We start from the raw sequence: 24,787 nt of genomic DNA, 5'->3' as shown, positions 1-24,787 counted from the left end.
GTACATATGAACATTTTTGTTGGAAGCCTTCCATTCAGTATTGAGGAAGCAGATTTAAGAGAGTCTTTCGAGGCTTACGGAGCAGTAGATTCAGTTAAAATTATTACAGATAAATTTACTGGAAGAAGCAAAGGTTTTGGTTTTGTTGAAATGCCAAACGATGCGGAAGCTCAAAAAGCAATTGATGAATTGAACGGAGCTACTGTTCAAGGTCGTGCAATTGTAGTTAATAAATCTGAACCGAAACCTGAAGGTGAAAGAAGAAGCTTCAACAATAACAGCCGTGGTGGAGATTCACGCGGAGGTTATGGTGGAGGAAACAACCGTGGTGGAAATGACCGTGGTGGTAACAGAGGAGGATATTAATATTTTTTTCTAAATATATAAAAGGGATCAACGAAAGTTGATCCCTTTTTTTATGTGGTAAATTTTGTTTCAGGTTTTTATTTATTTGTTTCAAGTTTCAGGTTGCGAAACTTGAAACAAATAAAACTTGAAACAAATTATAGGTTTTCTACAAGCCAATCTCCAACTTCGCTGGTTTTGTAGGCTTTAGTTCCTTTTGCCGCTAAATCTTCTGTTACAATTCCTTGTTCTAATGATTTGTTTACAACAGCTCTAATTGCTTCAGCTTCGTCTTTTAATCCAAAAGCATCTTCAAACATCATTGCAGCAGATAAAATCGTTGCTAATGGATTTGCAATATTTAATCCTGTAGCTTGTGGATAAGATCCATGAATTGGTTCGTACAATGAAGTATGCTCTCCAACAGAAGCAGATGGCATTAATCCCATTGAACCTGAAATTACAGAAGCTTCATCAGTTAAGATATCTCCAAATAAGTTTTCTGTAATCAATACATCATAAGAGTTTGGCCATTGAACCAAACGCATCGCAACAGCATCAACAAATTCATAGGAAACTGTAACTTCAGGATAATCTTTTTCCATTGCCTGAACAGTTTCTCTCCACAAACGTGAAGTTTCCAGAACGTTTGCTTTGTCAACGCAACATAATTTTTTGCTACGAGTCATCGCAAGTTCAAATCCTTTTTTAGCCAAACGCTGAACTTCGGCTCTTGTGTAAACACAATTGTCGAAAGCAGTTTCTCCGTCGTCTCTTCTTCCTTTTTCTCCAAAGTAAATTCCTCCGGTTAATTCTCTTAAGAAAACTAAATCAGTTCCTTCGATTCTTTCTCTTTTTAAAGGAGAATTGTCAATTAAAGAAGGAAATGTAAATGTTGGACGAACGTTTGCGAACAATCCTAATTTTTTACGCATCAATAACAATCCTTGCTCCGGACGAACTGGTGCGCTTGGATCATTATCATATTTTGGGTGACCGATTGCTCCAAATAAAACAGCATCGGCAGCCATGCAAATTTCGTGAGTTTCGTCAGGATAAGGAACTCCAACGGCATCGATAGCACATGCTCCTGTAAGAGCCGGTGTCCAGGTTATTTCGTGATTGAATTTTTTTGCAATAGCATCAGATACTTTTACAGCTTCATTAATTACCTCAGGACCAATTCCGTCTCCTGCTAAAAGGGCTATGTTAAATTTCATTTTTTTTAAGTATTTTGTTTGTTATTTAGGTTCAAAGAGGCAAAGGTTCAAAGGCTCAAAGTTTAAGGTAACAAAGAGGAAACCTTTGCACCTTTGTTACCCTGAACCTTTGTCCCTATATTAAGGAATCACATTCAACATTTTTTGAGTTGCTATAATTGCGGCAACTGTTTGATCTGAATCTAATCCTCTTGTTTTAAATTCTTTTCCGTTATTTACCCAGGTGATGATAGTTTCGCATAAAGCGTCAGAGCTGCTTCCTGGAGGGATTCTCACTGCGTAATCAATCAGTTTTGGGAGTGTTAGTTTTTTGCTTTTGTAAATTTTGGATAAGGCATTCATAAAAGCATCAAACTGACCGTCGCCTTGTGCATTTTCTTCGATGATTTCGTCATCAATTTTTAGAAGTAAAGTTGTAGACGGACGCATTCCTTTTGAGTGCATTAATACATACGACTCAATTGTAATTTTATCCTGATAAGTATGACTGTCCAAAACATCTGAAATAATATATGGAAGGTCTTCTTTGGTAACGGTTTCTTTTTTGTCGCCCAATTCGATAATTCTTTGGGTAACCAATTTCAAATCTTCCTGGTTTAATTTTAAACCTAATTCCTGAAGATTTTTTTCGATATTGGCTTTTCCTGAAGTTTTTCCGAGAGCGTATTTTCTTTTTCTTCCAAAACGTTCCGGAAGTAAATCATTAAAATATAAATTATTTTTATTGTCACCGTCGGCGTGGATTCCGGCAGTTTGTGTAAAAACATTGTCACCAACAATTGGCTTGTTGGCAGGAATTCTATATCCTGTAAAGGTTTCGACCAGTTTGCTTACCGTATAAAGAGAAGTTTCTTTAATATTGATACTAACTTCTGGTAAATAATCATTTATAACAGCAACAGTACTTTCAAGTGGAGCGTTTCCGGCACGTTCTCCCATTCCGTTTACGGTAACGTGAAGTCCGTTTATGCCTGCTTTTACAGCTTCCATAACATTTGCGATACTTAAATCGTAATCGTTATGAGCGTGAAAATCAAAATGAATTTGAGGATATCGAGCTCTTATTTTTGAAAGAAATTCAAAAGTTAAAGACGGAATTAAAACGCCTAAAGTATCTGGAAGTAAAATTCTTTTGACAGGTTGAGTAGATAAAAAGTCTAGAAATTGAAAAACATATTCCGGAGAATTTCGCATTCCGTTGCTCCAGTCTTCCAAGTAAACATTCGTTTCAATATTGTTTTCTTTTGCTAAAGCAATGATCTGTGCAATTTCGGCAAAATGTTGTTCCGGAGTTTTCTTTAATTGATGCGTTAAGTGATTCATTGAACCTTTGGTCAACAAATTCTGAACTTTAGCTCCGGCCTCCTTCATCCATTCAATTGAAACGCCTCCATCTACAAACGAAAGTACTTCAATACGATTAATATAACCTTTCTCGGTTGCCCAAGTTGTAATGCCTTTTACGGCTTGAAATTCGCCTTCGCTCACACGGGCTGAAGCAATTTCGATTCTATCAATATTTAATTCCTCCAACAACAATTGCGCAATGGTAAGTTTTTCTGCAGCAGAAAATGATACTCCCGAGGTTTGTTCACCATCGCGAAGCGTCGTATCCATTATTTCAATTTTTCTTTTTTCCATATTGATTTTCTATATTTCTTTAAAAAGTGAATTATAGTTATTTTTATATTTTTCCTCTTACTTCGTTTAGCTTCATAGTCATCGAAAGGGCTGAATTTTCTATCCAGTCATTGTATTCTTCGATTGCCTTCAATCTTAATTCATCTTCTAAATAACCTTCTTCGACCATTTGTCTGGATCCGGCAACTTTGGACCAAATCCCAACTTTCGATTTAAAATCAGCATCTGCCTGAAGGTAAACTTCATCTGAATTTATTTTTTCGATAGAATGAAAACCTGCTTCTTTTAATAACAGAGGTAAATCTTCTCCTATTTTATTATTCATTCCGGCATCTGCCCGCCATTTCAAAAAAGTTTTATAAAACTCCTGCATGCTTTCCGGTGGCAACGGATTCCAGATTAAATTGGTGTGATCATAATCCAGAATTGATATTTGACCGTTTGGCTTCAATAATGATTTCATTTTTATTAAAGCTTCTTTTGGGTTGCTTAACCATTGCAATGTTCTGGCGGAAACAATTAAGTCGAATTTTATATCCGGGTTGTAATCAAATAAATCAACAGCAATTAATTCTAAATTAGCAACTGATTGATAAGATTCCTGACCGCTTTTTATAAAGTTTTCTGTATTGTCAATGGCAATAACTTTTCCGTTTGGGCCAATATTATTTGCAATGTCTCTTGAAATTGAACCTGTTCCGCAGCCAATATCTAAAACGGTTATTCCGGGTTGTAAAATCTGAGTCAGATTTCTATAATTTTTGGCTAAACTTCTATCGTTGAATATTTTTGTTGCATTTTCGTCTCTTTCAATATGTTTATTGCCTTTCATTTACAATAGGATTATTTAAAACTTATTTTTTTGTCGGATTAATTTCTGAAATATTCTTTCGATCGATTTCATTTAGAAAGACCCGACAAGCTTTGAAACCTGTCGGGCCTAATAGACTGAATGAGATTTCTTTTTAGTAAGGAAGTTTATCGGCGAAAGCCACAATATCTTCTTTAATATTTTGCAAATAATCAATGTCATCAAAGCCATTAATCATATTGTTCTTTTTGTAGCCATTAATCGCAAAAGATTCTGATTGACCGGTCGCCAATAAAGTAATCGTTTGGTTAGGCAAGTTGATTTCTAATTGTGTATTAGGATCAGCTTCAATTGCTTTAAAAATTGTATCAGCAAATTCAGGACTAACCTGAACAGGAAGAACTCCAATATTTAAACAGTTTCCTTTGAAGATATCTGCAAAGAAACTAGAAACTACAGCTCTAAAACCATAATCGTAAACTGCCCACGCAGCGTGTTCTCTTGAAGATCCTGAACCGAAATTTTTTCCTCCAACAAGGATTTTTCCAGTATAAGTTGAATCGTTCAAAACGAAATCAGCTTTTGGAGAATCGTCTCCGTTGTATCTCCAGTCTCTGAAAAGATTGTCTCCAAAACCTTCACGTTTTGTAGCTTTCAGGAAACGAGCCGGAATAATTTGATCTGTATCTACGTTCTCAATTGGCAGCGGCACTGCACTGCTGGTAAGTATATTAAATTTATCGTATGCCATTTTAATTTTAGATTTTTGGATTTTAGATTTTAGATTTTCTGAAAATGAGAATCGATATTTAAATCTAAAAGCAATTTATTGAATTTTTGAAATTGTTATTGCCATTGTCATTGACTAGAACAGCTCTCTCGGATCTGTTAGTTTTCCTGTAACAGCAGCAGCGGCAGCCATAATTGGACTCGCTAATAATGTTCTTGAACCAGGACCCTGACGGCCTTCAAAGTTTCTGTTTGATGTACTTACTGCATATTTTCCGGCAGGAACTTTATCATCGTTCATTGCTAAACATGCTGAACATCCAGGCTGACGTAATACAAAACCAGCTTCTGTAAGAATATCCAAAATACCTTCTTCTTTAATCTGAGCTTCAACAACGTGAGAACCCGGAACTAACCAAGCCGTAACATTATCAGCTTTTTTTCTTCCTTTTACAATTTCGGCGAAAGCCCTAAAATCTTCGATACGACCGTTTGTACAACTTCCTAAGAAAACATAATCAATTGGTTTTCCAATCATCACATCGTCTTCATGGAAGCCCATGTAAGCAAGAGATTTTTTATAAGTTTCCTCTCCGCCTTCAACTTGATTAGCGTTCGGAATATGTTTAGAGATACCAATTCCCATTCCAGGGTTAGTACCATAAGTTATCATTGGTTCAATGTCTGCAGCGTTGATGTTTAATTCAGCATCAAAAACAGCATCAGCATCGGTTTTCAAAGTTTTCCAATAAGCAACTGCTTTATCCCAGGCTTCACCTTTAGGAGCAAATAATCTTCCTTCAAGGAAATCAAAAGTTTTTTGGTCAGGAGCGATCATTCCACCACGAGCACCCATTTCGATACTTAGGTTACAAACCGTCATACGGCCTTCCATAGTCATATTTTCGAAAACATCTCCGGCGTATTCAACAAAATATCCAGTTCCTCCAGAAGTCGTTAATTGAGCAATAATATAAAGTGCAACGTCTTTTGGACCAACACCTTTACTTAATTGACCGTTTACGTTGATACGCATTTTCTTTGGTTTTGGCTGCATAATACATTGCGTAGAAAGCACCATTTCAACCTCAGAAGTTCCAATACCAAAAGCAATTGCTCCAAAAGCACCGTGAGTAGACGTGTGAGAATCTCCACATACAATAGTAGCACCTGGCAAAGTAATTCCGTTTTCAGGACCAACTACGTGTACAATTCCATTTTTAATGTGACCTAATCCCCAGTGCGAAATTCCGTATTCGGCAGCGTTATCTTCAAGCGCTTTAAGCTGATTTGCAGATAGTGCATCTTCAACTGGTAAATGTTGGTTTATGGTTGGTGTATTGTGATCTGCAGTTGCAAAAGTACGCTCTGGGTATAAAACCTTAACGCCTCTGGCTTTTAATCCTAAAAAAGCAACAGGACTCGTAACTTCATGAATGAAATGACGGTCAATAAAAAACACATCTGGTCCATCTTCAATTTTACGCACTACATGTGAATCCCATACTTTGTCAAATAATGTCTTACTCATTTTTTATTTTTTTTAATTGTAATTTCTATAATCACAGCAATTCCTGATAATAGCAAAACAAAATTAGAAAAAGATACAAAGTGGTCAATTTCAATATTTCATTATATACGATACCCAAACTAAAATACAAATTGCGATTCGCTTTTTTGTGATCAAATTTGGTTATAGAATGAATATAAATTGGTTTTACTTTTCCTTTTTAGATCAATTTTGCTTGGATTGCTTTAATTTTAATAGTTGGCAAATTTATCTCAAAATCATTATTTAATTTGGATTTTTATTCAAAAAAATGTAACAAAATGAAGTAAAATAGTAATAATTGCTGATTTTTATTTCTTTTTTTAGATTTTAAAATGAAGACTTTGAGTACTTTTAAAGCGTTTTAAAAGCAAATATTTAGAGAGGATTCTGTTTTCTTTTTTTGATAAAATACTACGACATCCAAGAGGTGTATTTTTTTGTTTTTTAGAATGAAATTAAATGAAAGTTAATAATGTCAGTTTGGAAGAAATTGATTGGTAATGACAAGTATCTGACATTTACTTTTAAAAAGAACCGCTAATATTGAACATTCTAATTTTAAAAATAATAACATTATGAATTTAAATCAATTTGCCTATAAACTGGGTGTTTTAGGAACTGTGATTATTTTAGTTTGGGTGGGACTTTTTAAGTTTACGGCTGTCGAAGCCGGAGCGATAAAAGCTTTGGTCGAAAATCATTTTGCCATGAGTTGGATGTACAAAGTAATGACGGTTCAGCAGGTTTCTAATTTTATTGGAATCTTTGAAGTTCTTACCGGAATTGGATTGTTTGCTTCCTTGTTTTTTAAGCGAGTTGGTTTTTATGCCGGATTTGCTTCTGCTATTATATTTGTCACGACACTTAGTTTTTTAATTACAACTCCGGATGTGTTTAAAACTATTGAAGGTTTTCCGGTAACCGATTTTTTTATTTTGAAAGATATTCCTTATCTGGCAATTTCGTTAATGGTTTTTGTGAGAGGCAAGGAATAAAATAAGTACGATTCTTAACAAAATTCAGTAGCTAATTTGTTTAAAAAATGATTAAATTTGAACTTCTTCCATAATGCATTTCGAGATTTTTTATAGCTCATGTAATCAATGATTTATGTGATGAAATAACTTGTGATTTGGAGATTAATTTTTGTTATTTATACCTATGTACTTAATATTCGATACCGAAACTACTGGATTACCAAAACGTTGGGATGCTCCAATTACCGATTCTGATAACTGGCCTCGCTGTATTCAGATCGCTTGGCAGCTTCATGACGAAATGGGGCAATTAATCGAACATCAGGATTACTTGGTTAAGCCTGACGGATTTAATATTCCGTATGATGCGGAGCGTATTCACGGAATCTCTACAGAATTGGCTGAAGCCGATGGAATCACGTTGGCAGAAGTTTTGGAGAAATTCAATATTGCTTTAAGCAAAACCAAATTTATTGTTGGTCAGAATTTAGGTTTCGACGTTAATATTATGGGAGCCGAATTTCATAGAATGGGAGTAGATTCTCCTATGAGTTCAATGCCTGTTTTGGATACTTGTACCGAGGTTACTGCTTCATTATTAAAGCTTCCGGGAGGTCGTGGAGGAAGATTCAAATTACCAACATTAACAGAATTACACGAATACCTTTTTAATAAACCTTTTGCGGAAGCGCACAACGCAACTGCCGACGTCGAGGCAACTACACGTTGTTTCTTAGAATTAATAAGAAGAGAAGTTTTTACCAAAGAAGAACTGGATGTTCCGAAGGATTATTTCAAGGAATTCCAGAATAGAAATCCACAGGAATTTCCGCTAATTGGTTTAAAACACATCAATTTAAAAGCGGCTTCTGATAAAATCAGAGAGCAACTAAAAGCTTTAGAATCGGTTGGTAAAGAACCTGCAGTTTTACATTCTGACAGAGAAGATTTTAAAGAGGCAAAATATGCGCATTTACACAATCATACTCAGTTTTCGGTTCTTCAATCTACTATAGGTATTGGAAATATTGTTTCGGCTACAGCCAAAAACGGAATGCCTGCCGTTGCGATGACCGATACTGGAAACATGATGGGAGCTTTCCATTTTGTGAGCGCCGTTATGAACCACAATAAAGCTGCATCCGGAAAAAATAAAGCTTTGGTTGAAGCTGGTGAAGAGCCAACAGAAACTGAGATAAAACCAATTGTAGGTTGTGAATTTAATGTCTGCGACAACCACTTAGATAAGACTAAAAAAGATAACGGAAATCAGGTTGTATTGTTAGCCAAAAATAAAAATGGTTATCACAATCTGGCAAAAATGTCGTCGATTGCGTTTACAAACGGATTTTATTATGTTCCGAGGATTGATCGAAAAATTATCGAAAAATATAAGGAAGATATCATGGTTTTGTCCGGAAATTTATACGGAGAAATTCCGAGTAAAATTCTGAACATTGGTGAAAACCAAGCCGAAGAAGCATTGATTTGGTGGAAAGAACAATTTGGCGATGATTTTTATCTCGAGATTATGCGCCACAATCAGGAAGATGAAAATCGTGTGAATAAAACCCTGATTGAATTTTCTCAAAAGCACAATGTTAAATTAATTGCGACAAATAATACCTATTATTTAAATAAAGAAGATGCCAATGCACACGATATTTTATTGTGTGTAAAAGATGGTGAAAAGCAAGCCACACCAATTGGTCGTGGTCGTGGATATCGTTACGGATTACCTAATCAGGAATACTATTATAAGTCGCAAGAAGAGATGAAAAAACTCTTTGCTGATTTACCTGATTCGATTATTAATATACAGGAAATTGTCGATAAGGTTGAGGTTTATTCGCTTTATCGTGATGTATTGCTTCCTAAGTTTGATATTCCCGAAGAGTTTGTAGTTGTCGAAGATGAAGCTGATGGTGGAGTTCGAGGTGAAAATAAATACCTGCGACACCTTACAATGGTTGGGGCACAAAGACGATATGGTGAAATTACCGAATCGATTCAGGAACGTTTGGATTTTGAGTTATTGACCATTTCGAATTCCGGATATCCAGGATACTTTTTGATCGTTCAGGATTTCATCGCCGAAGCTAGAAAAATGGACGTTTCGGTTGGTCCCGGTCGTGGATCTGCTGCGGGTTCTGCCGTGGCATATTGTTTAGGAATTACGAATATTGACCCTATTAAGTACGATTTGCTTTTTGAGCGTTTCCTAAATCCGGATCGTGTATCGATGCCCGATATTGATATCGATTTTGACGACGAGGGTCGTGGTCGTGTTATGGATTACGTAATTAATAAATACGGTCAAAATCAGGTTGCGCAGATTATTACTTATGGTAAAATGGCAACCAAATCTGCGATTCGTGATACGGCGCGTGTACTGGATTTACCATTATTTGAAGCCGATAGAATTGCAAAACTGATTCCGGCAATGATGCCATCAAAATGGAATCTGGCGCGTTTTATTTCTGAAAGCGAAGAGGAGGTTAAAAAAGCCCTTCGTTCTGATGAATTTGATAATGTAAAAGAATTGATCGCCATTGCCAATGAAGATGATTTGGCGGGAGAAACGATTCAGCAGGCAAAAATCCTTGAGGGTTCGATGCGAAATACCGGAATTCACGCCTGTGGTGTAATCATTACGCCATCGGATATTACGAATTTCGTTCCCGTGACCACAGCAAAAGATTCTGATTTATATGTAACGCAGTTTGATAACTCGGTTGCAGAAAGTGCCGGATTGCTAAAAATGGATTTCTTGGGTCTAAAGACCCTTACGCTGATAAAAGACACCGTTAAACTGGTAAAATATAGAAACGGAATTGACTTAGATCCGGATACATTCCCGATTGATGATGTTGAAACTTACGCACTTTTCCAAAGAGGAGAAACAGTTGGAATCTTCCAATATGAGTCACCCGGAATGCAGAAATACATGAAGGATCTGAAGCCAACGGTTTTTGGAGATTTAATTGCCATGAATGCCTTATATCGTCCGGGACCTTTGGAGTATATTCCATCTTTTGTAAGAAGGAAAAATGGAGAAGAGGAAATCAAATACGATTTAGATGCCTGTGAGGAATATTTAGGAGAGACTTACGGAATTACGGTTTATCAGGAGCAGGTAATGCTTTTGTCGCAATCGTTGGCTGACTTTACAAAAGGTGAGGCAGACGTTTTGCGTAAGGCGATGGGTAAGAAGCAGAAGGACGTACTGGATAAAATGAAGCCTAAGTTTGTTGAACAAGCAGCAAAAAAAGGTCATGATGCAAAAGTTTTAGAGAAAATCTGGAAAGACTGGGAAGCATTTGCGAGTTACGCCTTCAACAAATCGCACTCGACTTGTTATGCCTGGATTGCTTATCAAACGGCATATTTAAAAGCGCATTATCCAGCAGAATATATGGCGGCGGTTCTTTCGAATAATATGAATGATATTAAACAAGTATCGTTTTTTATGGAAGAATGCAAGCGAATGGGATTACAGGTTTTAGGACCGGATGTTAATGAATCATACTATAAATTTACTGTAAATGACGAATATGCGGTACGTTTTGGAATGGGCGCTATCAAAGGTGTTGGTTCCGGAGCCGTTGCAACAATTGTAGAAAGTAGAAAAGACGGAAGATATAAGTCGATTTTTGACTTGGCAAAACGTATTGATTTGCGTGCAGCCAATAAAAAAGCAATCGAAAACCTGGCACTTGCCGGAGGTTTTGATTCGTTTGAAGGAACGACCAGAGCGCAATATTTTCATGATGATGGTGATGGAATTACGTTTTATGAAAAAGCAATTCGTTACGGATCGAAGTTTCAGGAAAACGAAAATTCATCGCAAGTAAGTTTGTTTGGAGAAACAAGTGAAGTGCAAATTGATGAACCTGTTGTGCCGCCATGTGAAGATTGGAGTACGATGGAAAAACTGGCTAAGGAGAAAGAAGTTGTTGGGATTTATATCTCTGGACATCCTCTTGATGATTTTAGATTTGAGATGAAATACTTCTGTAATTCCCGATTGGAATCTCTAAAAAGTATGAACGAATATGTAGGTAAAAATCTAAATTTTGCCGGAATCATTAACAATGTTCAGCATCGTGTGGCAAAAAACGGAAAAGGTTGGGCAGTTTTTAATTTAGAAGGATATGATGAAAGTTATGAGTTTAAGATTTTTGGTGAAGAATACTTAAAGTTCCGCCATTTCCTGATTCAGAATAATTTTGCTTTCATTAAAATATTAATAAAAGACGGTTGGGTAAATCACGATACAGGTAAAAAATCAGATCCAAGAATGCAGTTTGTTGAAATAAGACAATTGCAGGATATTCTGGAAGCTTTTGCTAAAAAATTGATTTTATTATTGAATATAAAAGATTTACAAGAGGAATTTATTCACAGGTTGAGTCATTTATTTAATGAGAACAAAGGAGATAATTCTGTGACATTTGAAATCATGGAGCTGGAAAAAGTAAAGCGTCTTGTTGAGGTTGAAACACCAACTGATTTTGAGGAAAATGATGATGCAGTTTTTGCAGATGAAGCCGAAGATGGAGATGCGGCACTCGACGAAACTAAAATTCAGGAGGTGAATGAAGTGGAAGAAATAAAAGTAGTTACAAAATTATCGATGCCAAGTCGTAGGCTAAAAATTAAGATTTCTGCGGAACTATTGCAGGAATTAGAGAAAATGCAGATAAATTTTAAACTAAATTAAATTTTAACAGTTAAAATTTAGTGGAATGCATTTTTTTTTAGTTAAAAATATGCATGCATAATACTTTTTTAGTAATATTGTGTAAAATTACAACGTTTTCGCTCTAAGTATAACAAAGCAAACTTTAGACATATGTTAAAATATTCTATGTTTGTAAAAATTAATTAAATCAGAATTATGAAAAAGAACCTATTTTTATTAGGATTATTAGTTTGCTCTATGGCCACAATGGCGCAAACAGAAAAAGCAGATAAACCAGAAACTTGGTATTTTAAATTGGGAGGATCTTATTTTATTCAAACTGCGGCTGCTGAGTTTCCAACTGTATCAGGAGCATTACCAAACTCGGATGTTTATGCTGCTAATGGTACTACTTTAATTTCTAGAGAAACTAATCATGGTTCTTTTGGACAAGGATTTCGTACAGGTTTAACTGCAGGATATCGTTTTACGCCACGTTTAGGTGTTGAGTTAGGATTTAATTATTTTAACAGCGCAGATAAAACTATGGTTGAAACTACAAATAGATTAGTGGCAGCCGGACCAACTTTTGCAACTGGTAAAGCAGTAGGAAAACTTGAAGCTTTTGATATTGCTCCTGCTATCGTTTTGTTTTTAGGAGAAACTCATGGTTTTGAGCCTTATACTAAAGTTGGAGTTATCGTTCCTATTCATGGAACATTAGATATTGAAACTACTAGAACGTATACTAATCCTGCTGGAATTGTAAATACTTATTCAAAAGATGTTATTAAGCCAAACCCAACTGTTGGATTTACTGCAGCATTAGGAACATCTTATAAATTAGGTACTCATATTTCACTTTTTGCTGAATTAGAATATCGTAATTTTACAGTACATGGAAAAACAAAAGAAACGGAAGTATATACTGAAAATGGGGTAGATAAATTAAATACTCCAACTACTTTCCGTCCGGATGCATCATATTCTGCAAATCATACTAAATATGTAGAACAAATTAATACTACTTCAAATAATAAATTAACTAATGCTGCTGGTTTTGATAATACAAGAGCAACTGATGATATTAGTTCTTATGTTGGAATCTCAGGTTTAGGATTAACTTTAGGTCTTAAATATAGCCTATAATCTTAAAGATATTTATAGCTTATAAAAAAGAGGATATTCATTTGAATATCCTCTTTTTTTGTGCTTTTATAATTTTTTGTCAATTTCGACGGAGGAGAAATTACACTAGAAACTCCGCAATCAAAATCGTTAATCTTTGTCGAGCTGTGCGTGTGATTTACTTCGTCTGTTCGCTATCGCTCGGGTCTCCTCCGTCGAAATGATATAAAATGAGAGAAGACTTTGAGATTTAGCGACTTAGCGAGATTAAATAACAAAACTGTATCAGTTTTTATTTAGAATCCCTAAACTCCTTCAAAACTTCATCAATAACCCAGGTTGTTCTTGCAGCGGAATTTCCTCTTGAAGGATTAATGCCTTCTGTACCTAAAATTTCTGCAACAACAGTTTCAATAAGCGGTTGCTGAATGTGAAGCGGATTCTCAATTGTAATACTTTCTTTTTCTCCGTCTAAATATTCAATATGAATGGGATCATTTCCGAAAGTAGAGAAAGAGATTCTTCCTTTATCACCTACAATATCAGTATTGTCATAACGTTTAAAACTAGCGAAATTCCATAAACCTGTTCCATGAATTCCGTTTTCGAATAAAAACGACATCGAAACAGCATCTTCGGCAGGATATGCTTTAAGCTGAGAACTGGCATGTCCGCGAACAGATTGAATTGGTCCCAAAACAAAATCCAGAAAATCTAAAGTATGACAAGCTAAATCAACAAAAATTCCACCGCCGGAAATGTGTGGTAAAACCGTCCACGGAAGATTGATTTCGTCATCATATCGTTGTTCGAATGGATGATATAAAACACAGTTTACATGTCTTACACTTCCTATTTTATTTTGATCTATTAGTTCTTTTATCTTTAAGAATCTTCGTAAGCTTCTTCTGTAATACGCCACAAATAGTGGTACATTATGTTCTTTACAAACGCTAATCATTTCGTTGCATTCCTCGAAGTTTAAAGCCATTGGTTTCTCTACGTAAACAGGTTTTCCTGCTTTGGCGCACAAAATAGTATATTCTTTATGAGACGATGGAGGAGTAGCAATATAAACAGCATCAACTTCTGGATCATTGATTAAATCAACAGCATTTGAGTACCATTTGGCAACATTGTGGCGTTTGGCATAATCCTCGGCAAGAGCCGCATCTCTGCGCATAACAGCAACCAAAGCTGAGTTAGGCGTTTTTTGAAATGCAGGCCCGCTTTTAACTTCGGTTACATTTCCACAACCTATAATTCCCCATTTTACAATTTTCATTTTTGGTGTTTTAGTTATTTCAAATTTAAAAAAAGGTTGCCACGAATTTCACTAATTTTCACGAATTATTTTTTCACGCAGATTTTGCAGGATTTAATTTTACCGCAAAGCACGCAAAGATTTTATACTTAGAAGATTTTATAAAAACACAAAGTTCGCAAAGCTTTGTGTTGAACCAGCTTTGCGAACTTTGTGTTTTTAGAAAGCCAAGCTGATACAAAAACTTTGCGTGCTTTGCGGTAAAATTCTCCAGCCACAACAAAAAAGTCTTGGCAAAAAAAATAACCACGAACTCACAAAATAATAATTCGTAAATTCGTGGCTATAAAAAAAAATAGACTAAAGTTTACTTTTTAGGTAAAGCCTTAAATCCCATATTGTAAAGTGTGAAGGCTTGAATGTCTACGTTTTCCTGAATTGTTGCCGCAACAGATTTTCCTGCTCCGTGACCTGCTTTTACATCAATACGAATCAAAACCGGATTGTCTCCTGTTTGTTTGTCTTGCAATTCAGCAGCAAATTTAAAACTATGCGCAGGAACCACACGATCATCATGATCACCTGTTGTAACCATAGTTGCAGGATATTGAACGCCTTTTTTAACGTTTTGAACCGGAGAATATCCTTTTAGGTATTCAAACATTTCCTTGTTATCCTGAGAAGTTCCATAGTCGTAAGCCCAACCTGCACCTGCAGTAAAAGTATGGTAACGCAACATGTCCATTACGCCAACTGCTGGCAACGCTACCTTCATTAAATCAGGACGTTGTGTCATTGTTGCTCCAACTAATAAACCTCCGTTAGAACCTCCGCGAATAGCCAAGAAATCAGATGAGGTATATTTTTGAGCAATCAAATATTCACCCGCAGCGATAAAATCGTCAAATACATTTTGTTTTTGCAATTTAGTTCCCGCATCATGCCATTTTTTGCCATATTCACCACCACCTCTTAAATTGGCAACAGCATAAACACCGCCATTTTCCAACCACACAGCGTTTGCAATGCTAAAACTTGGCGTTAAGCTAATATTGAAACCACCATAAGCGTAAAGAATAGTTGGGTTTTTACCGTCAAGTTTTAAACCTTTCTTATACGTGATAATCATTGGGATTTTAGTTCCGTCTTTAGAAGTGTAGAATACTTGTTTAGACTCGTAATCGTCACTTTTAAAATCAACTTTAGGTTTTTGGTACACTTCAGATTTACCTGATTTAGGTTCCAAAGAATAAATGGTTCCGGGAGTTGTATAATTGGTAAAACTATAATACAATGTTTTGTCATGTTTTTTTCCGCCAAATCCGCCTGCAGTTCCTACCGCCGGAAGTTTGATTTCACGAACTAATTTTCCGCTATAATCGTATTGTTGTACAAACGAAACCGCATCTTTAGTATAATTGGCAAAGAAATAACCACCACCAGTTGAAGGCGATAAAATGTTTTGAGTTTCTTTGATGAAATCTTTCCAGTTTTCCGGTTTTGGATTTTTTACATCTACAGAAACCACACGGCTATTTGGAGCGTTCAAGTCCGTTTCGATAAATAATTTAGTTCCTTCATTTTCAATAATAGAATTTGAGCTGTTAAAGTTGTCTACAATAGTAACAATTGGACTATTTGCAACGGTTAAATCTTTAATGTATAACTCGTTTCCGTAAGTCGAATTTGCAGCAGTAATTACTAAAAAACGATCGTCTTCAGTAACAGAACCACCAACATATCTGCGTTTTTGGTCAGCGCCAAAGATCACTTTGTCTTCTTTTTGAGAAGTTCCTAACTTATGAAAATACAATTTGTGCTCATCTGTTTTTGCAGAAAGTTCACTTCCTTTTGGTTTTTCATAACTAGAATAGTAAAAACCTTCATTTCCATGCCATGAAACACCGCTAAATTTTACATCGACCAAAGTGTCTTCCAGAACTTTTTTGGACAATGCATCAATGATAATAACCTTTCTCCAATCGCTTCCGCCTTCAGAAATTGCATATGCAGCTTTCGATCCGTCTTTAGAAAAATCTAATCCGCCAAGCGAAGTAGTTCCGTCTTTAGAAAATGTGTTTGGATCTAAGAAAACTTCCTCTTTACCATCAGTTCCTTTTCTATAAACAACAGATTGATTCTGTAGTCCGTTATTTTTTGAATAATAAGTAAATTTTCCCTCTGTATATGGAGCACTAATTTTTTCATAGTTCCAAAGTTTTTCCATGCGTTTTTTCAACTCGTCACGAAAAGGAATTTTATCTAAATAGCCATAAGTAACCTCATTTTCAGCTTTTACCCAAGCTCCGGTTTCAGCTGATTTATCGTCTTCAAGCCAACGATAAGGATCACTTACTTTAGTATCAAAATAAACGTCAACAGTTTCTCCTTTTTTAGTCTCGGGATATTGAATTTTATTCTGCCCAAACGAAATTCCTGCGGTTGTGATAGCCATTATAAGAAATGTTTTTTTCATAATTTAAATTTAACAGTTGTAACAAAAATAACGCTTTTTGTGAGATAGATGGGTATTTAACCGCAAAGTGCGCAAAGATTTTATCTAATCGGGACGCTTAGAAAACGCAAAGTGCACAAAGCTAGAAATGAATAAAAGTTTTATGAATATTTAACCGCAAAGTTAGAAATCAATACAAAGCTTTGCGAACTTTGCGTTTTTATAAAATCAAGTATGTATAAAAACTTCGCGTGCTTTGCGGTTAAATAACAAAATTACAAGTTGAAATTAACTCCCAGAACAATGTTTCTTCCAATATTAGGAATACCGTCTGTCTTTAATCTCGAAAGGTGTGCAATGTATTTTTTATCGAATAAATTGTTTCCGTTCAGGTTCACATCAAAAGCATGTTTACCAAGTTTTACCGTTCCGCCAAAACCAAGATTTACCAACGTATATCCGTTTGAAGCCGTTTCAAAACCACTAACATTATTTTGATTAAAAGTCGAAGAAACATTCAAAGAAGCATATCCTTCTTCGAACCAATCTTTGATTTTAAACTCCGTTCTCAATGTATTATTCCAGTTATTTGCCGGAATTAAAGGCAAGTAATCACCATTTTGTTTTTTTCCCGTTACGGTTTCAAAACTAGTTTCAAAATGCAACCAATCTAACGGATGCGGATGAAAATGCAAACCAACTTCACCACCATATAAATTGGCATTATCCTGAGTATAAGCAAAAACATTATTGTCTTCACGAACTTCTCCCGTTGGCGAAGTGTAGATGTAATTGTTTATGTGATTGTAAAATCCGTTGATGAAAAACTCAAAATGCGTGTTTTTGTATTCTAAATTCAAATCCGTCTGAACGTTTTGTTCCGTTTTCAAAGCAGCATTTCCAATTTCATATCGGTTAGTTCCTTCATGAACACCATTTGAAGTTAACTCTGCTAAGTTTGGTGCTCTAAATCCTGTCGCAACATTCAATCGAAGCGTTAACGGATCTGCCAGTTTTGTTTTATATCCCAATGAAGCATTGAAGCTGTCAAATGAACGATCTAAAGGTAAAAAGTAACCTTCTTCACCTTCAATTCCGTGTGCAATAGAAGTAATTTTTCTGTTGTCAAAACGTAGTCCGGCTTGTAAAACATTACTTCCCCATTCGTAATTTGCAGTTCCAAAAGCACCAAAATCATTTGTTGTTGCGTCAGGAATTAAGTATTCTTCACCAGAGTTTTTATTGGTTTGATGCATTCCCTGAACGCCAAAAATAGCTTCAATTTTACCAAATTTCGGAAAATGATATTTAGCATTATAATTAAAAGTATTCAATTTCATATGAAGAGAAGCTTCGTTGCTGTCTTCAAACTCGCTTCTGTCATTGGCGATATAACCTAAATCAACATCTAACTTTGAGTTTTCAAAAAAGATTACGTTGTTTAAACTCAATAAATGATTGAATATTCCTTGTCTCGGAAATTCAGTGTTTTTGCTTGAAGATTGTTCTGCAATTCCATTATCCGGCATTCCAAGATCCAGTTTATTGTAGTTGTATCTCAAAACACTTGAAAAGCTTGAGTTACTGTATCCAATTCCGGTTTTAAAATCAGTTTCGTTATAACGTGTATTCGTTACGCGATCGCCATCATCACCAATTTTATAATCGGAATGTGTGTTGAAACTTCCGCGCGCTAAAAATTTCCAGTTATCAGTAGAAGTTTTTAATCCAATAGAAGAATTGCTTCCTTGTGTATTGGTGAAATATTTTTGACTAAAATTTGCCTTAAACGTATTCGCGTCAGCAAATTTCTCCGGATTAAAATACAAAACTCCACCCAAAGCATCAGAACCGTATAACAATGAAGCAGGACCTTTTATAACTTCAACACTTTCAATTCCCGCATCGTTTAAACCTAAACCATGCTCGTCTCCAAACTGTTGATTTTCGATACGAACACCTTGCGAATAGACCAAAACACGGTTTCCGCTAAGTCCGCGAATTACCGGTTTCCCGATAGAAGTTCCTGTAGAAATTTGCGAAACTCCCGGAATCGTTGCTAAACCTTCGATTAAAGTTGAAGTTCCTTTTTGCTGCAAGGTTTTAATGCTTTCGTGCTCGACTTTCATTACGTTTTGCGATTGCAATTTGTTGAAAGGTGTTGAAACCACAACTTCATCCATTTCAAAAATAGATTCTGAAAGCGTTACATCCAGCGTGTTTTCTTTTAATAATTTATTGATAGTTTTATTCTGAGTTGTATATCCAACAAAAGAAAAAGCCAGTCCTAAACTTCCGTTTGGAAGATTTTTAAATTCGTATTTTCCGTTTTCATCAGTCTTAGTTCCTTTGTGTAATTCAGGCGCATAAACAGAAACGTTAGGCATAGGTTTGTTTTGAAGATTTGTTACCGTTCCTGAAACTGAATTTTGAGCCGAAAGCAGGCTCGAAAACCCTAAAATAAGGGCTAATATTATTTTTTTCATTTGAAAATGATGCTATAGTTAATTGATTTTTTCCTTTTAAAACAAAAACCTAAAAAGAATAGTAAAATTTGCCGATTCCGAGAGTCTCAGAATGGGGAAAGCCACCAATTTTTTTGAATTAGATTAAAAAGATTTTAATTGTATTTCGAGTAATCGAAAATTAAGTAACTATAGTTTGAGGAGGACCGCGTAGTAAATAAGCACTTTCTGAAACTGAAAATATTTTTTCTGAAAGAGCAAAGAAATAAGGGATTTCTTTATGAAATGTGCGAAATTGAAATGAAAATTCTTCAGGAACAACATAACTTCCAAAAGCAAAATGACATACATAACATAAGTCATAATTATGGTGCTGATGTGTTATTTCGCCACTAGGATCATTGTAGTTGTGGTGACATTGTTTTTCTGAAAGTTGCTTTACAATATGCTCATAACTGTGTATCGACTGAAACAATATTGAGAACAATATTGTCAGAGCGAAAGAAACACTTAATATGAGCTGCTTTTTCTTCATGCATTGCAAAGGTATAAAAGAGCAGTGAAAAATTGCTCTATTTTTTAGATTCTGTTGCTTATTTATTGAAAAAAGCGCAACAAATGGTTTTATTCGTCGTTAAAAAGAGAATAATTACTTTCTAATTGTCTCCTGAACTAGCATTATATTATATTTGTAAGTAAAATAAATACACCCTAAAAAACATTGACTTGAAAAACTCTTTAAAACCAAAATACGATATGCGAATTCTTTTTAGTTGTTTGTTTTTACTGTCGTTTTTTAACGTTTTTTCGCAAGGAGATGTTAAACCGGAAATAAAACCTGTTGTTAAAATAGATTCCTTATATCGTGAAGATCAGTTTTATTTTTTGATTACTTATAACCTTCTTACTCAAATTCCGCAAGGGCTTAAACAAAACAAATTTTCTGCGGGACTTTCCGGAGGTTTTCTGCGTGATATGCCTATCAATAAAAAAAGAACCGTTGCAATTGCTGCAGGTTTGGGGTTAAGTTATCAGAATTATTATCAAAATCTTACTATTTCTCAGGTTCCAAACGCTGGTTTAGCGTATGAAGTAAGTGATTACAATGACATAAAATCAAACCGATACAGGCAATATCTGGTCGATCTTCCGATAGAGTTCAGGTGGAGAAATTCGACATATGAAAGTTATAAATTTTGGAGAATTTATACTGGATTTAAAGTAAGTTATGTTTTGTCGAATAAATCGGTATTGGACAATGGAGAGGAAAGTTACAAAGTCAAAAACAATCCCGATATTAATAAGTTTCAATATGGAGTTTATCTGGCAGCGGGTTATAATACCTGGAATGTTTATATTAATTATGGTTTGAATACTTTGTTTAAAAAAGATCTAAAAACCGTTTCCGGACAAAATATTGACGTAAGAACCCTTAATGCAGGTTTGATTTTCTATATATTATAACCACAAATACAAAAACAGAAGCTGCGGTAATATCCCGATAAACGTTCCAATTAATAATTCATTTGGCGAATGAGCTTCCATTTCTAATCGCGAAGACGCAACAACTCCAGTTAATAAAATCAAAAGAGCTGACCAATAAGGGTTTTGTATTTGTAAATGAATTGATAGGCCAATTACAAAAATTGCAAATCCGCTAATCGCCATCATGTGCAAACTTGCCTTGATTTTAAAAAGCGAACATACCAGAGCCAAAATTGTACTGAATAAAGCTCCAAGAAAAAAGAAATGTAACTCAGGATAACGTGTAATTATAATGCTTCTTTTTACCAATAAAATATATAAAAAGCATTGTAATACAAGCGGAATTTTGCGTTGCGAAGTTTCATGAATCATTACTGATTTTACATGTCCTGTTGAACGCAATAACATGAAAAACAAGATTGGAACTAAAATAGTAATGATCAGAATTTGAAATAAAACATAATATTTTTCCTGATTGGTAAAGATGTCGTCTTTGCAAAAAAGATAAAACAAAGTAGCATACATCGAGATGAAAATCGGGTGCAGGATATAGGAAAATATAGGAAGTATTTTTTTCAAAACGTTGCATTTAGTGGTGTCGAACAAATATAAACAAATAATGTTTTTTGCCACGAATTTTTAGTTTTGTAGATATTAAGTTTTTTTGCCACGAATTTCACGAATTAACACGAATTTTAAATTATACTTAATATTTCTTTCATGCAGATTTAATAAATAAAAATCTGCGTGCATCTGCTTCAATCTTTTTAAATCTGCGTAAAAAAATAATTTATGAATTCGTGGCAAAAAAAACGTCACAAATAAGAAAATCATTTTAATCCACTTATCCCGATAACTATCGGGAGTGGCAAAATAAAATAACCGCAAAGAATTAGTGATAATTAGTGCAATTCGTGGCAAACTTTTTTAATCTATGGCAAAAAAAATAACCACAAAGAATTAGTGAAAATTTGTGAACTTGGTGGCAATCCTTTTTTTAAATTTGACAAAAGAAATTTTCTAAATGAGCATAAACTTAAAAAGCCTAATCTCAGTTTTTAAAGCCGAATGGATTGGCTCAGACACTGATATTTTTGTTGATCATATTTCGATCGACAGCCGTTCGTTGCAAAACGGATCACAAACCTTATTTTTTGCCTTATCAGGCGTTAATAATGATGCTCATTTGTATATTCCGGAACTTATAGAAAAAGGTGTTCAGAATTTTGTTGTACAATATATTCCTGAAAATTGCTCCGGAAAAGCAAATTTTCTGGTAGTCAAAAACTCCTTAGATGCTTTGCAGGAATTTGCCAGTTATTATAGAGATCTTTTTGATTTCCCTATTATCGGCCTGACCGGAAGTAACGGAAAAACAATTGTAAAAGAATGGCTTAATTTCTTGCTGAGCCCGGACTATAATATTATCAGAAGTCCTAAAAGTTACAACTCTCAGGTTGGGGTTCCATTATCTGTAATTGCGATTAATGAGAAACACAATTTAGGCATTTTTGAAGCCGGAATTTCTACGGTAAATGAAATGGTTAATCTGGAGAAAATTATAAAACCGACTATTGGTGTTTTGACCAATATTGGTTCTGCGCACGATGAAGGTTTTCAGAATCTGGAACAAAAAATCAACGAAAAATTATTGCTTTTCAAAAAATCAAAAGTGATCATTTATCAAAAAAATGAGATTGTAGATTTGTGTTTGAATGATTTTTTAAAAACAAATGATTTAAAAGACAGAAAGATTTTCTCGTGGAGTTTTACAGATAATTCCGCAGATGTTTTTATTCTGAAAAAAGAAAATAAAAACGACATCACAATTATTCAATATAAATATAAAGGAGAGAGTTTTAGTTTAGAAATTCCTTTTAGCGATTTGGCTTCAATAGAAAATGCCGTTTCCTGTTTGTTGGTTTTGCTTTATTTTGAATATGATTTTGCTACGATTCAAAATCGCATGCAAATGTTATATCCGGTGCGAATGCGATTAGAAGTTAAAAACGGAATCAACAATTCTAGTATTATCGATGATAGTTACAGCTCCGATTTTCAGTCGTTAAAAATTGCGTTGGATTTCTTGGAAAGTCAGAAAAAGAAGAATGCCACAAAAACAATTATTTTATCTGATATTGTTCAAAGCGGATTTTCAAACGAAGAATTATATACTAAGGTTGCGCAGCTTATTGCGGATAATAAAGTGAATCGGATTATAGCAATTGGAGGAACAATTTCTTCATTCGCCGCTAAATTTCCGAATTGTATAACTTTTCCAAATACAGCCGAATTTATTGCTCAGATTGACAGCTTAAATTTCAATAACGAAACCATTTTAATAAAAGGGGCAAGATCGTTTCAGTTTGAGCAAATTGTTTCTTTACTTGAAGAAAAAACACATGAAACGGTTCTTGAAATCAATATGGATTCGATTAGTCACAATCTGAATTATTATAAATCAAAACTTGCCGATGATGTAAAAATCATGGTGATGGTAAAAGCTTTTGGTTATGGTAACGGTGGGTTGGAAATTGCAAAATTACTAGAACATCATAAAGTAGATTATCTGGGTGTGGCTTTTGCCGATGAAGGAATCTCGCTTAAAAACGGCGGAATAAAATTGCCAATTATGGTTTTGAATCCTGAGTCGACTAGTTTTCCTTCGATAATTCAATATGAGTTAGAGCCCGAAATTTATAGTATAAAAGGATTAAATGCCTTTTTGAAAATTGCCCGTGAAAAGAATTTAAAAGACTTTCCTATTCATATAAAACTGGATACAGGAATGCATCGTTTAGGTTTTGAAGAGCATAATTTAAGCGAATTGATTGAAACTTTAAAAGGAAATTCATCTGTAAAAGTAAAAAGTGTCTTGTCGCATCTCGCAACAAGCGACGAGGTAAAACATTTTGATTTTGTGCTTTCGCAGATTAATTTGTTTGATAAATTATCTTCTAAATTAATTTCGGCATTAGATATAAATCCAATTCGTCATATTCTGAATACATCAGGAATCAGTAATTTCCCAAATGCGCAATTCAATATGGTGCGTTTAGGAATTGGTTTGTACGGAGTTTCTAACGATCCGGCAGAACAAAAATATCTGGAGAATGTTGGAACCTTAAAATCTATAATTTCTCAGGTTCGTACTATCCCAAATGGTGATAGTGTTGGCTATGGTCGTCGTTTTATGGCAGAGAAAGAAACCAGAATTGCAACAATCCCAATTGGTTACGCTGATGGGATTTCGAGATTATGGGGGAATCAGGTTGGATTTGTCATAATCAAGAATCAAAAAGCGCCAATTGTAGGCAGCGTTTGTATGGATATGTTAATGGTTGATGTAAGTAATATTGATTGCAAAGACGGAGATTCGGTTATTATTTTCGGCGAGAGCCCAACGGTTGTGGAAATGGCTGAAGCATTGAAAACCATCCCGTATGAGATTATGACAAGTATTTCGCAACGTGTAAAAAGGGTATTTTTTAGATAATTGTAAGAAATGTAAAGAAAATTGCGTATTTTCGATACTCATTTTAATTATAAACAAAAAGAGACAATTATGGGATTTTTTTCTGAATTTAAGGAATTTGCAATGAAAGGCAACGTAGTTGATTTGGCTGTCGGTGTAATCATTGGAGCTGCTTTTGGTAAAATTGTGAGCTCATTTATCGAAGATGTAATTACACCGTTGTTATTGAAACCGGCTTTAGATGCGGCGCATTTGTCTACTATCGAGGAATTAACGGCTTTTGGAGGAGTGAAGTATGGTTTGTTTATTTCGGCCGTAATTAACTTTGTAATTGTTGCTTTTGTGTTGTTTCTCATCATCCAGGGAATTAACCACGCTAAAAAGAAAAATGAAGTTGCTCCACCACCAGCAGGACCAACTCAAGAAGAGTTACTAACGCAAATTAGAGATTTGCTTAAAAAATAATTCCGCTACACTATGTCTAATTTAACCGTTCCTTAATTGGGGCGGTTTTTTTTGGTTTGTTACTAGGTTAAAAATACAATAATCAATTTAT

17 protein-coding genes are annotated in these 24,787 nt (G+C 34.9%); 7 read left to right on the top strand and 10 right to left on the bottom strand.

Features of this window, described 5'->3' with window-relative positions; all coding sequences use genetic code 11:
• Window positions 1–6: 6 nt before the first annotated feature.
• Window positions 7–366, top strand: coding sequence for an RNA-binding protein (locus CHB81_RS00875; RefSeq protein ID WP_089350002.1), 360 nt, complete (start codon window positions 7–9; stop codon window positions 364–366).
• 137 nt (window positions 367–503) lie between these two features.
• Here CHB81_RS00875 and leuB read toward each other — a convergent pair whose 3' ends face one another.
• The 5 genes from leuB to leuC all read right to left on the bottom strand — a co-directional run bounded on the left by leuB (window position 504) and on the right by leuC (window position 6,277).
• On the bottom strand, window positions 504–1,565 hold the full coding sequence (gene leuB / locus CHB81_RS00870) for a 3-isopropylmalate dehydrogenase (protein ID WP_089350001.1): 1,062 nt from the start codon (window positions 1,563–1,565) through the stop codon (window positions 504–506).
• 120 nt (window positions 1,566–1,685) lie between these two features.
• Entirely contained in the window at window positions 1,686–3,206 is a 1,521-nt protein-coding gene (locus tag CHB81_RS00865; protein WP_089350000.1) for an alpha-isopropylmalate synthase regulatory domain-containing protein, read from the bottom strand.
• A gap of 43 nt (window positions 3,207–3,249) precedes the next feature.
• Window positions 3,250–4,038 carry a methyltransferase domain-containing protein gene (locus tag CHB81_RS00860; protein WP_089349999.1) on the bottom strand — a complete coding sequence of 263 codons (789 nt, stop codon included), beginning with the start codon at window positions 4,036–4,038 and terminating at the stop codon, window positions 3,250–3,252.
• A gap of 133 nt (window positions 4,039–4,171) precedes the next feature.
• Window positions 4,172–4,768 (bottom strand): 3-isopropylmalate dehydratase small subunit, encoded by a 597-nt coding sequence (leuD, locus tag CHB81_RS00855; protein WP_089349998.1) that lies wholly within the window; start codon window positions 4,766–4,768, stop codon window positions 4,172–4,174.
• 114 nt (window positions 4,769–4,882) lie between these two features.
• On the bottom strand, window positions 4,883–6,277 hold the full coding sequence (leuC, locus tag CHB81_RS00850) for a 3-isopropylmalate dehydratase large subunit (protein ID WP_089349997.1): 1,395 nt from the start codon (window positions 6,275–6,277) through the stop codon (window positions 4,883–4,885).
• A gap of 596 nt (window positions 6,278–6,873) precedes the next feature.
• Here leuC and CHB81_RS00845 point away from each other — a divergent pair.
• From CHB81_RS00845 to CHB81_RS00835, 3 genes are all read left to right on the top strand, one after another.
• A complete protein-coding gene (locus tag CHB81_RS00845; RefSeq protein ID WP_089349996.1) occupies window positions 6,874–7,293 on the top strand; it encodes a DUF417 family protein in 420 nt (139 codons plus the stop codon).
• Window positions 7,294–7,459: 166 nt separating this feature from the next.
• The gene (gene dnaE, locus CHB81_RS00840; RefSeq protein ID WP_089349995.1) at window positions 7,460–11,998 is read left to right on the top strand and encodes a DNA polymerase III subunit alpha; all 4,539 of its coding nucleotides are present in this window, start codon (window positions 7,460–7,462) and stop codon (window positions 11,996–11,998) included.
• Between the two features lie 177 nt (window positions 11,999–12,175).
• Window positions 12,176–13,108, top strand: coding sequence for an outer membrane beta-barrel protein (locus tag CHB81_RS00835; RefSeq protein ID WP_089349994.1), 933 nt, complete (start codon window positions 12,176–12,178; stop codon window positions 13,106–13,108).
• Window positions 13,109–13,379: 271 nt separating this feature from the next.
• Here the strand turns inward: CHB81_RS00835 and CHB81_RS00830 are convergent, their stop codons facing one another.
• The 4 genes from CHB81_RS00830 to CHB81_RS00810 form a co-directional block, all read right to left on the bottom strand.
• Entirely contained in the window at window positions 13,380–14,372 is a 993-nt protein-coding gene (locus CHB81_RS00830) for a Gfo/Idh/MocA family protein (RefSeq protein WP_089349993.1), read from the bottom strand.
• A 346-nt stretch (window positions 14,373–14,718) separates the two neighbouring features.
• Window positions 14,719–16,827, bottom strand: a complete 2,109-nt coding sequence (locus CHB81_RS00820) for a prolyl oligopeptidase family protein (RefSeq protein ID WP_089349991.1) — start codon at window positions 16,825–16,827, stop codon at window positions 14,719–14,721.
• A gap of 254 nt (window positions 16,828–17,081) precedes the next feature.
• A complete protein-coding gene (locus tag CHB81_RS00815) occupies window positions 17,082–19,292 on the bottom strand; it encodes a TonB-dependent receptor (RefSeq protein WP_089349990.1) in 2,211 nt (736 codons plus the stop codon).
• A gap of 160 nt (window positions 19,293–19,452) precedes the next feature.
• Window positions 19,453–19,746, bottom strand: coding sequence for a hypothetical protein (locus CHB81_RS00810; RefSeq protein ID WP_254920913.1), 294 nt, complete (start codon window positions 19,744–19,746; stop codon window positions 19,453–19,455).
• Between the two features lie 251 nt (window positions 19,747–19,997).
• Here CHB81_RS00810 and CHB81_RS00805 point away from each other — a divergent pair, with 251 nt between their 5' ends.
• Window positions 19,998–20,735: a porin family protein gene (locus CHB81_RS00805; RefSeq protein WP_369597361.1), complete on the top strand. Its 738-nt coding sequence runs from the start codon at window positions 19,998–20,000 to the stop codon at window positions 20,733–20,735.
• Here CHB81_RS00805 and CHB81_RS00800 read toward each other — a convergent pair.
• Window positions 20,730–21,335, bottom strand: a complete 606-nt coding sequence (locus tag CHB81_RS00800; protein ID WP_254920912.1) for a hypothetical protein — start codon at window positions 21,333–21,335, stop codon at window positions 20,730–20,732. The genes CHB81_RS00805 and CHB81_RS00800 overlap by 6 nt on opposite strands.
• Before the next feature lie 445 nt (window positions 21,336–21,780).
• Between CHB81_RS00800 and CHB81_RS00790 the strand changes: the two genes are divergently transcribed.
• Together CHB81_RS00790 and mscL are read left to right on the top strand one after the other, a co-directional pair.
• Window positions 21,781–24,252 (top strand): bifunctional UDP-N-acetylmuramoyl-tripeptide:D-alanyl-D-alanine ligase/alanine racemase, encoded by a 2,472-nt coding sequence (locus tag CHB81_RS00790; protein ID WP_089349987.1) that lies wholly within the window; start codon window positions 21,781–21,783, stop codon window positions 24,250–24,252.
• A 69-nt stretch (window positions 24,253–24,321) separates the two neighbouring features.
• Window positions 24,322–24,696 carry a large conductance mechanosensitive channel protein MscL gene (gene mscL, locus CHB81_RS00785; protein ID WP_089349986.1) on the top strand — a complete coding sequence of 125 codons (375 nt, stop codon included), beginning with the start codon at window positions 24,322–24,324 and terminating at the stop codon, window positions 24,694–24,696.
• Window positions 24,697–24,787 lie beyond the last annotated feature (91 nt).

The sequence above is a fragment of the Flavobacterium sp. ov086 genome (genome assembly GCF_900187965.1).
In the GTDB taxonomy this organism is placed as follows: Bacteria; Bacteroidota; Bacteroidia; order Flavobacteriales; family Flavobacteriaceae; genus Flavobacterium.
Note: the sequence above shows the minus strand (reverse complement) of the source record. Positions and strands in the feature narration are given on the sequence as shown.

What these genes read in the sequence shown, in the direction of transcription:
- dnaE (WP_089349995.1), top strand. Translation starts at nt 7,460, where the DNA reads ATGTACTTAATATTCGATACCGAAACTACTGGATTACCAAAACGTTGG.
- CHB81_RS00845 (WP_089349996.1), top strand. Translation starts at nt 6,874, where the DNA reads ATGAATTTAAATCAATTTGCCTATAAACTGGGTGTTTTAGGAACTGTG.
- CHB81_RS00830 (WP_089349993.1), bottom strand. Translation starts at nt 14,372, where the DNA reads ATGAAAATTGTAAAATGGGGAATTATAGGTTGTGGAAATGTAACCGAA.
- CHB81_RS00820 (WP_089349991.1), bottom strand. Translation starts at nt 16,827, where the DNA reads ATGAAAAAAACATTTCTTATAATGGCTATCACAACCGCAGGAATTTCG.
- CHB81_RS00875 (WP_089350002.1), top strand. Translation starts at nt 7, where the DNA reads ATGAACATTTTTGTTGGAAGCCTTCCATTCAGTATTGAGGAAGCAGAT.
- mscL (WP_089349986.1), top strand. Translation starts at nt 24,322, where the DNA reads ATGGGATTTTTTTCTGAATTTAAGGAATTTGCAATGAAAGGCAACGTA.
- leuD (WP_089349998.1), bottom strand. Translation starts at nt 4,768, where the DNA reads ATGGCATACGATAAATTTAATATACTTACCAGCAGTGCAGTGCCGCTG.
- CHB81_RS00790 (WP_089349987.1), top strand. Translation starts at nt 21,781, where the DNA reads ATGAGCATAAACTTAAAAAGCCTAATCTCAGTTTTTAAAGCCGAATGG.
- CHB81_RS00865 (WP_089350000.1), bottom strand. Translation starts at nt 3,206, where the DNA reads ATGGAAAAAAGAAAAATTGAAATAATGGATACGACGCTTCGCGATGGT.
- CHB81_RS00835 (WP_089349994.1), top strand. Translation starts at nt 12,176, where the DNA reads ATGAAAAAGAACCTATTTTTATTAGGATTATTAGTTTGCTCTATGGCC.
- CHB81_RS00860 (WP_089349999.1), bottom strand. Translation starts at nt 4,038, where the DNA reads ATGAAAGGCAATAAACATATTGAAAGAGACGAAAATGCAACAAAAATA.
- leuB (WP_089350001.1), bottom strand. Translation starts at nt 1,565, where the DNA reads ATGAAATTTAACATAGCCCTTTTAGCAGGAGACGGAATTGGTCCTGAG.
- CHB81_RS00815 (WP_089349990.1), bottom strand. Translation starts at nt 19,292, where the DNA reads ATGAAAAAAATAATATTAGCCCTTATTTTAGGGTTTTCGAGCCTGCTT.
- leuC (WP_089349997.1), bottom strand. Translation starts at nt 6,277, where the DNA reads ATGAGTAAGACATTATTTGACAAAGTATGGGATTCACATGTAGTGCGT.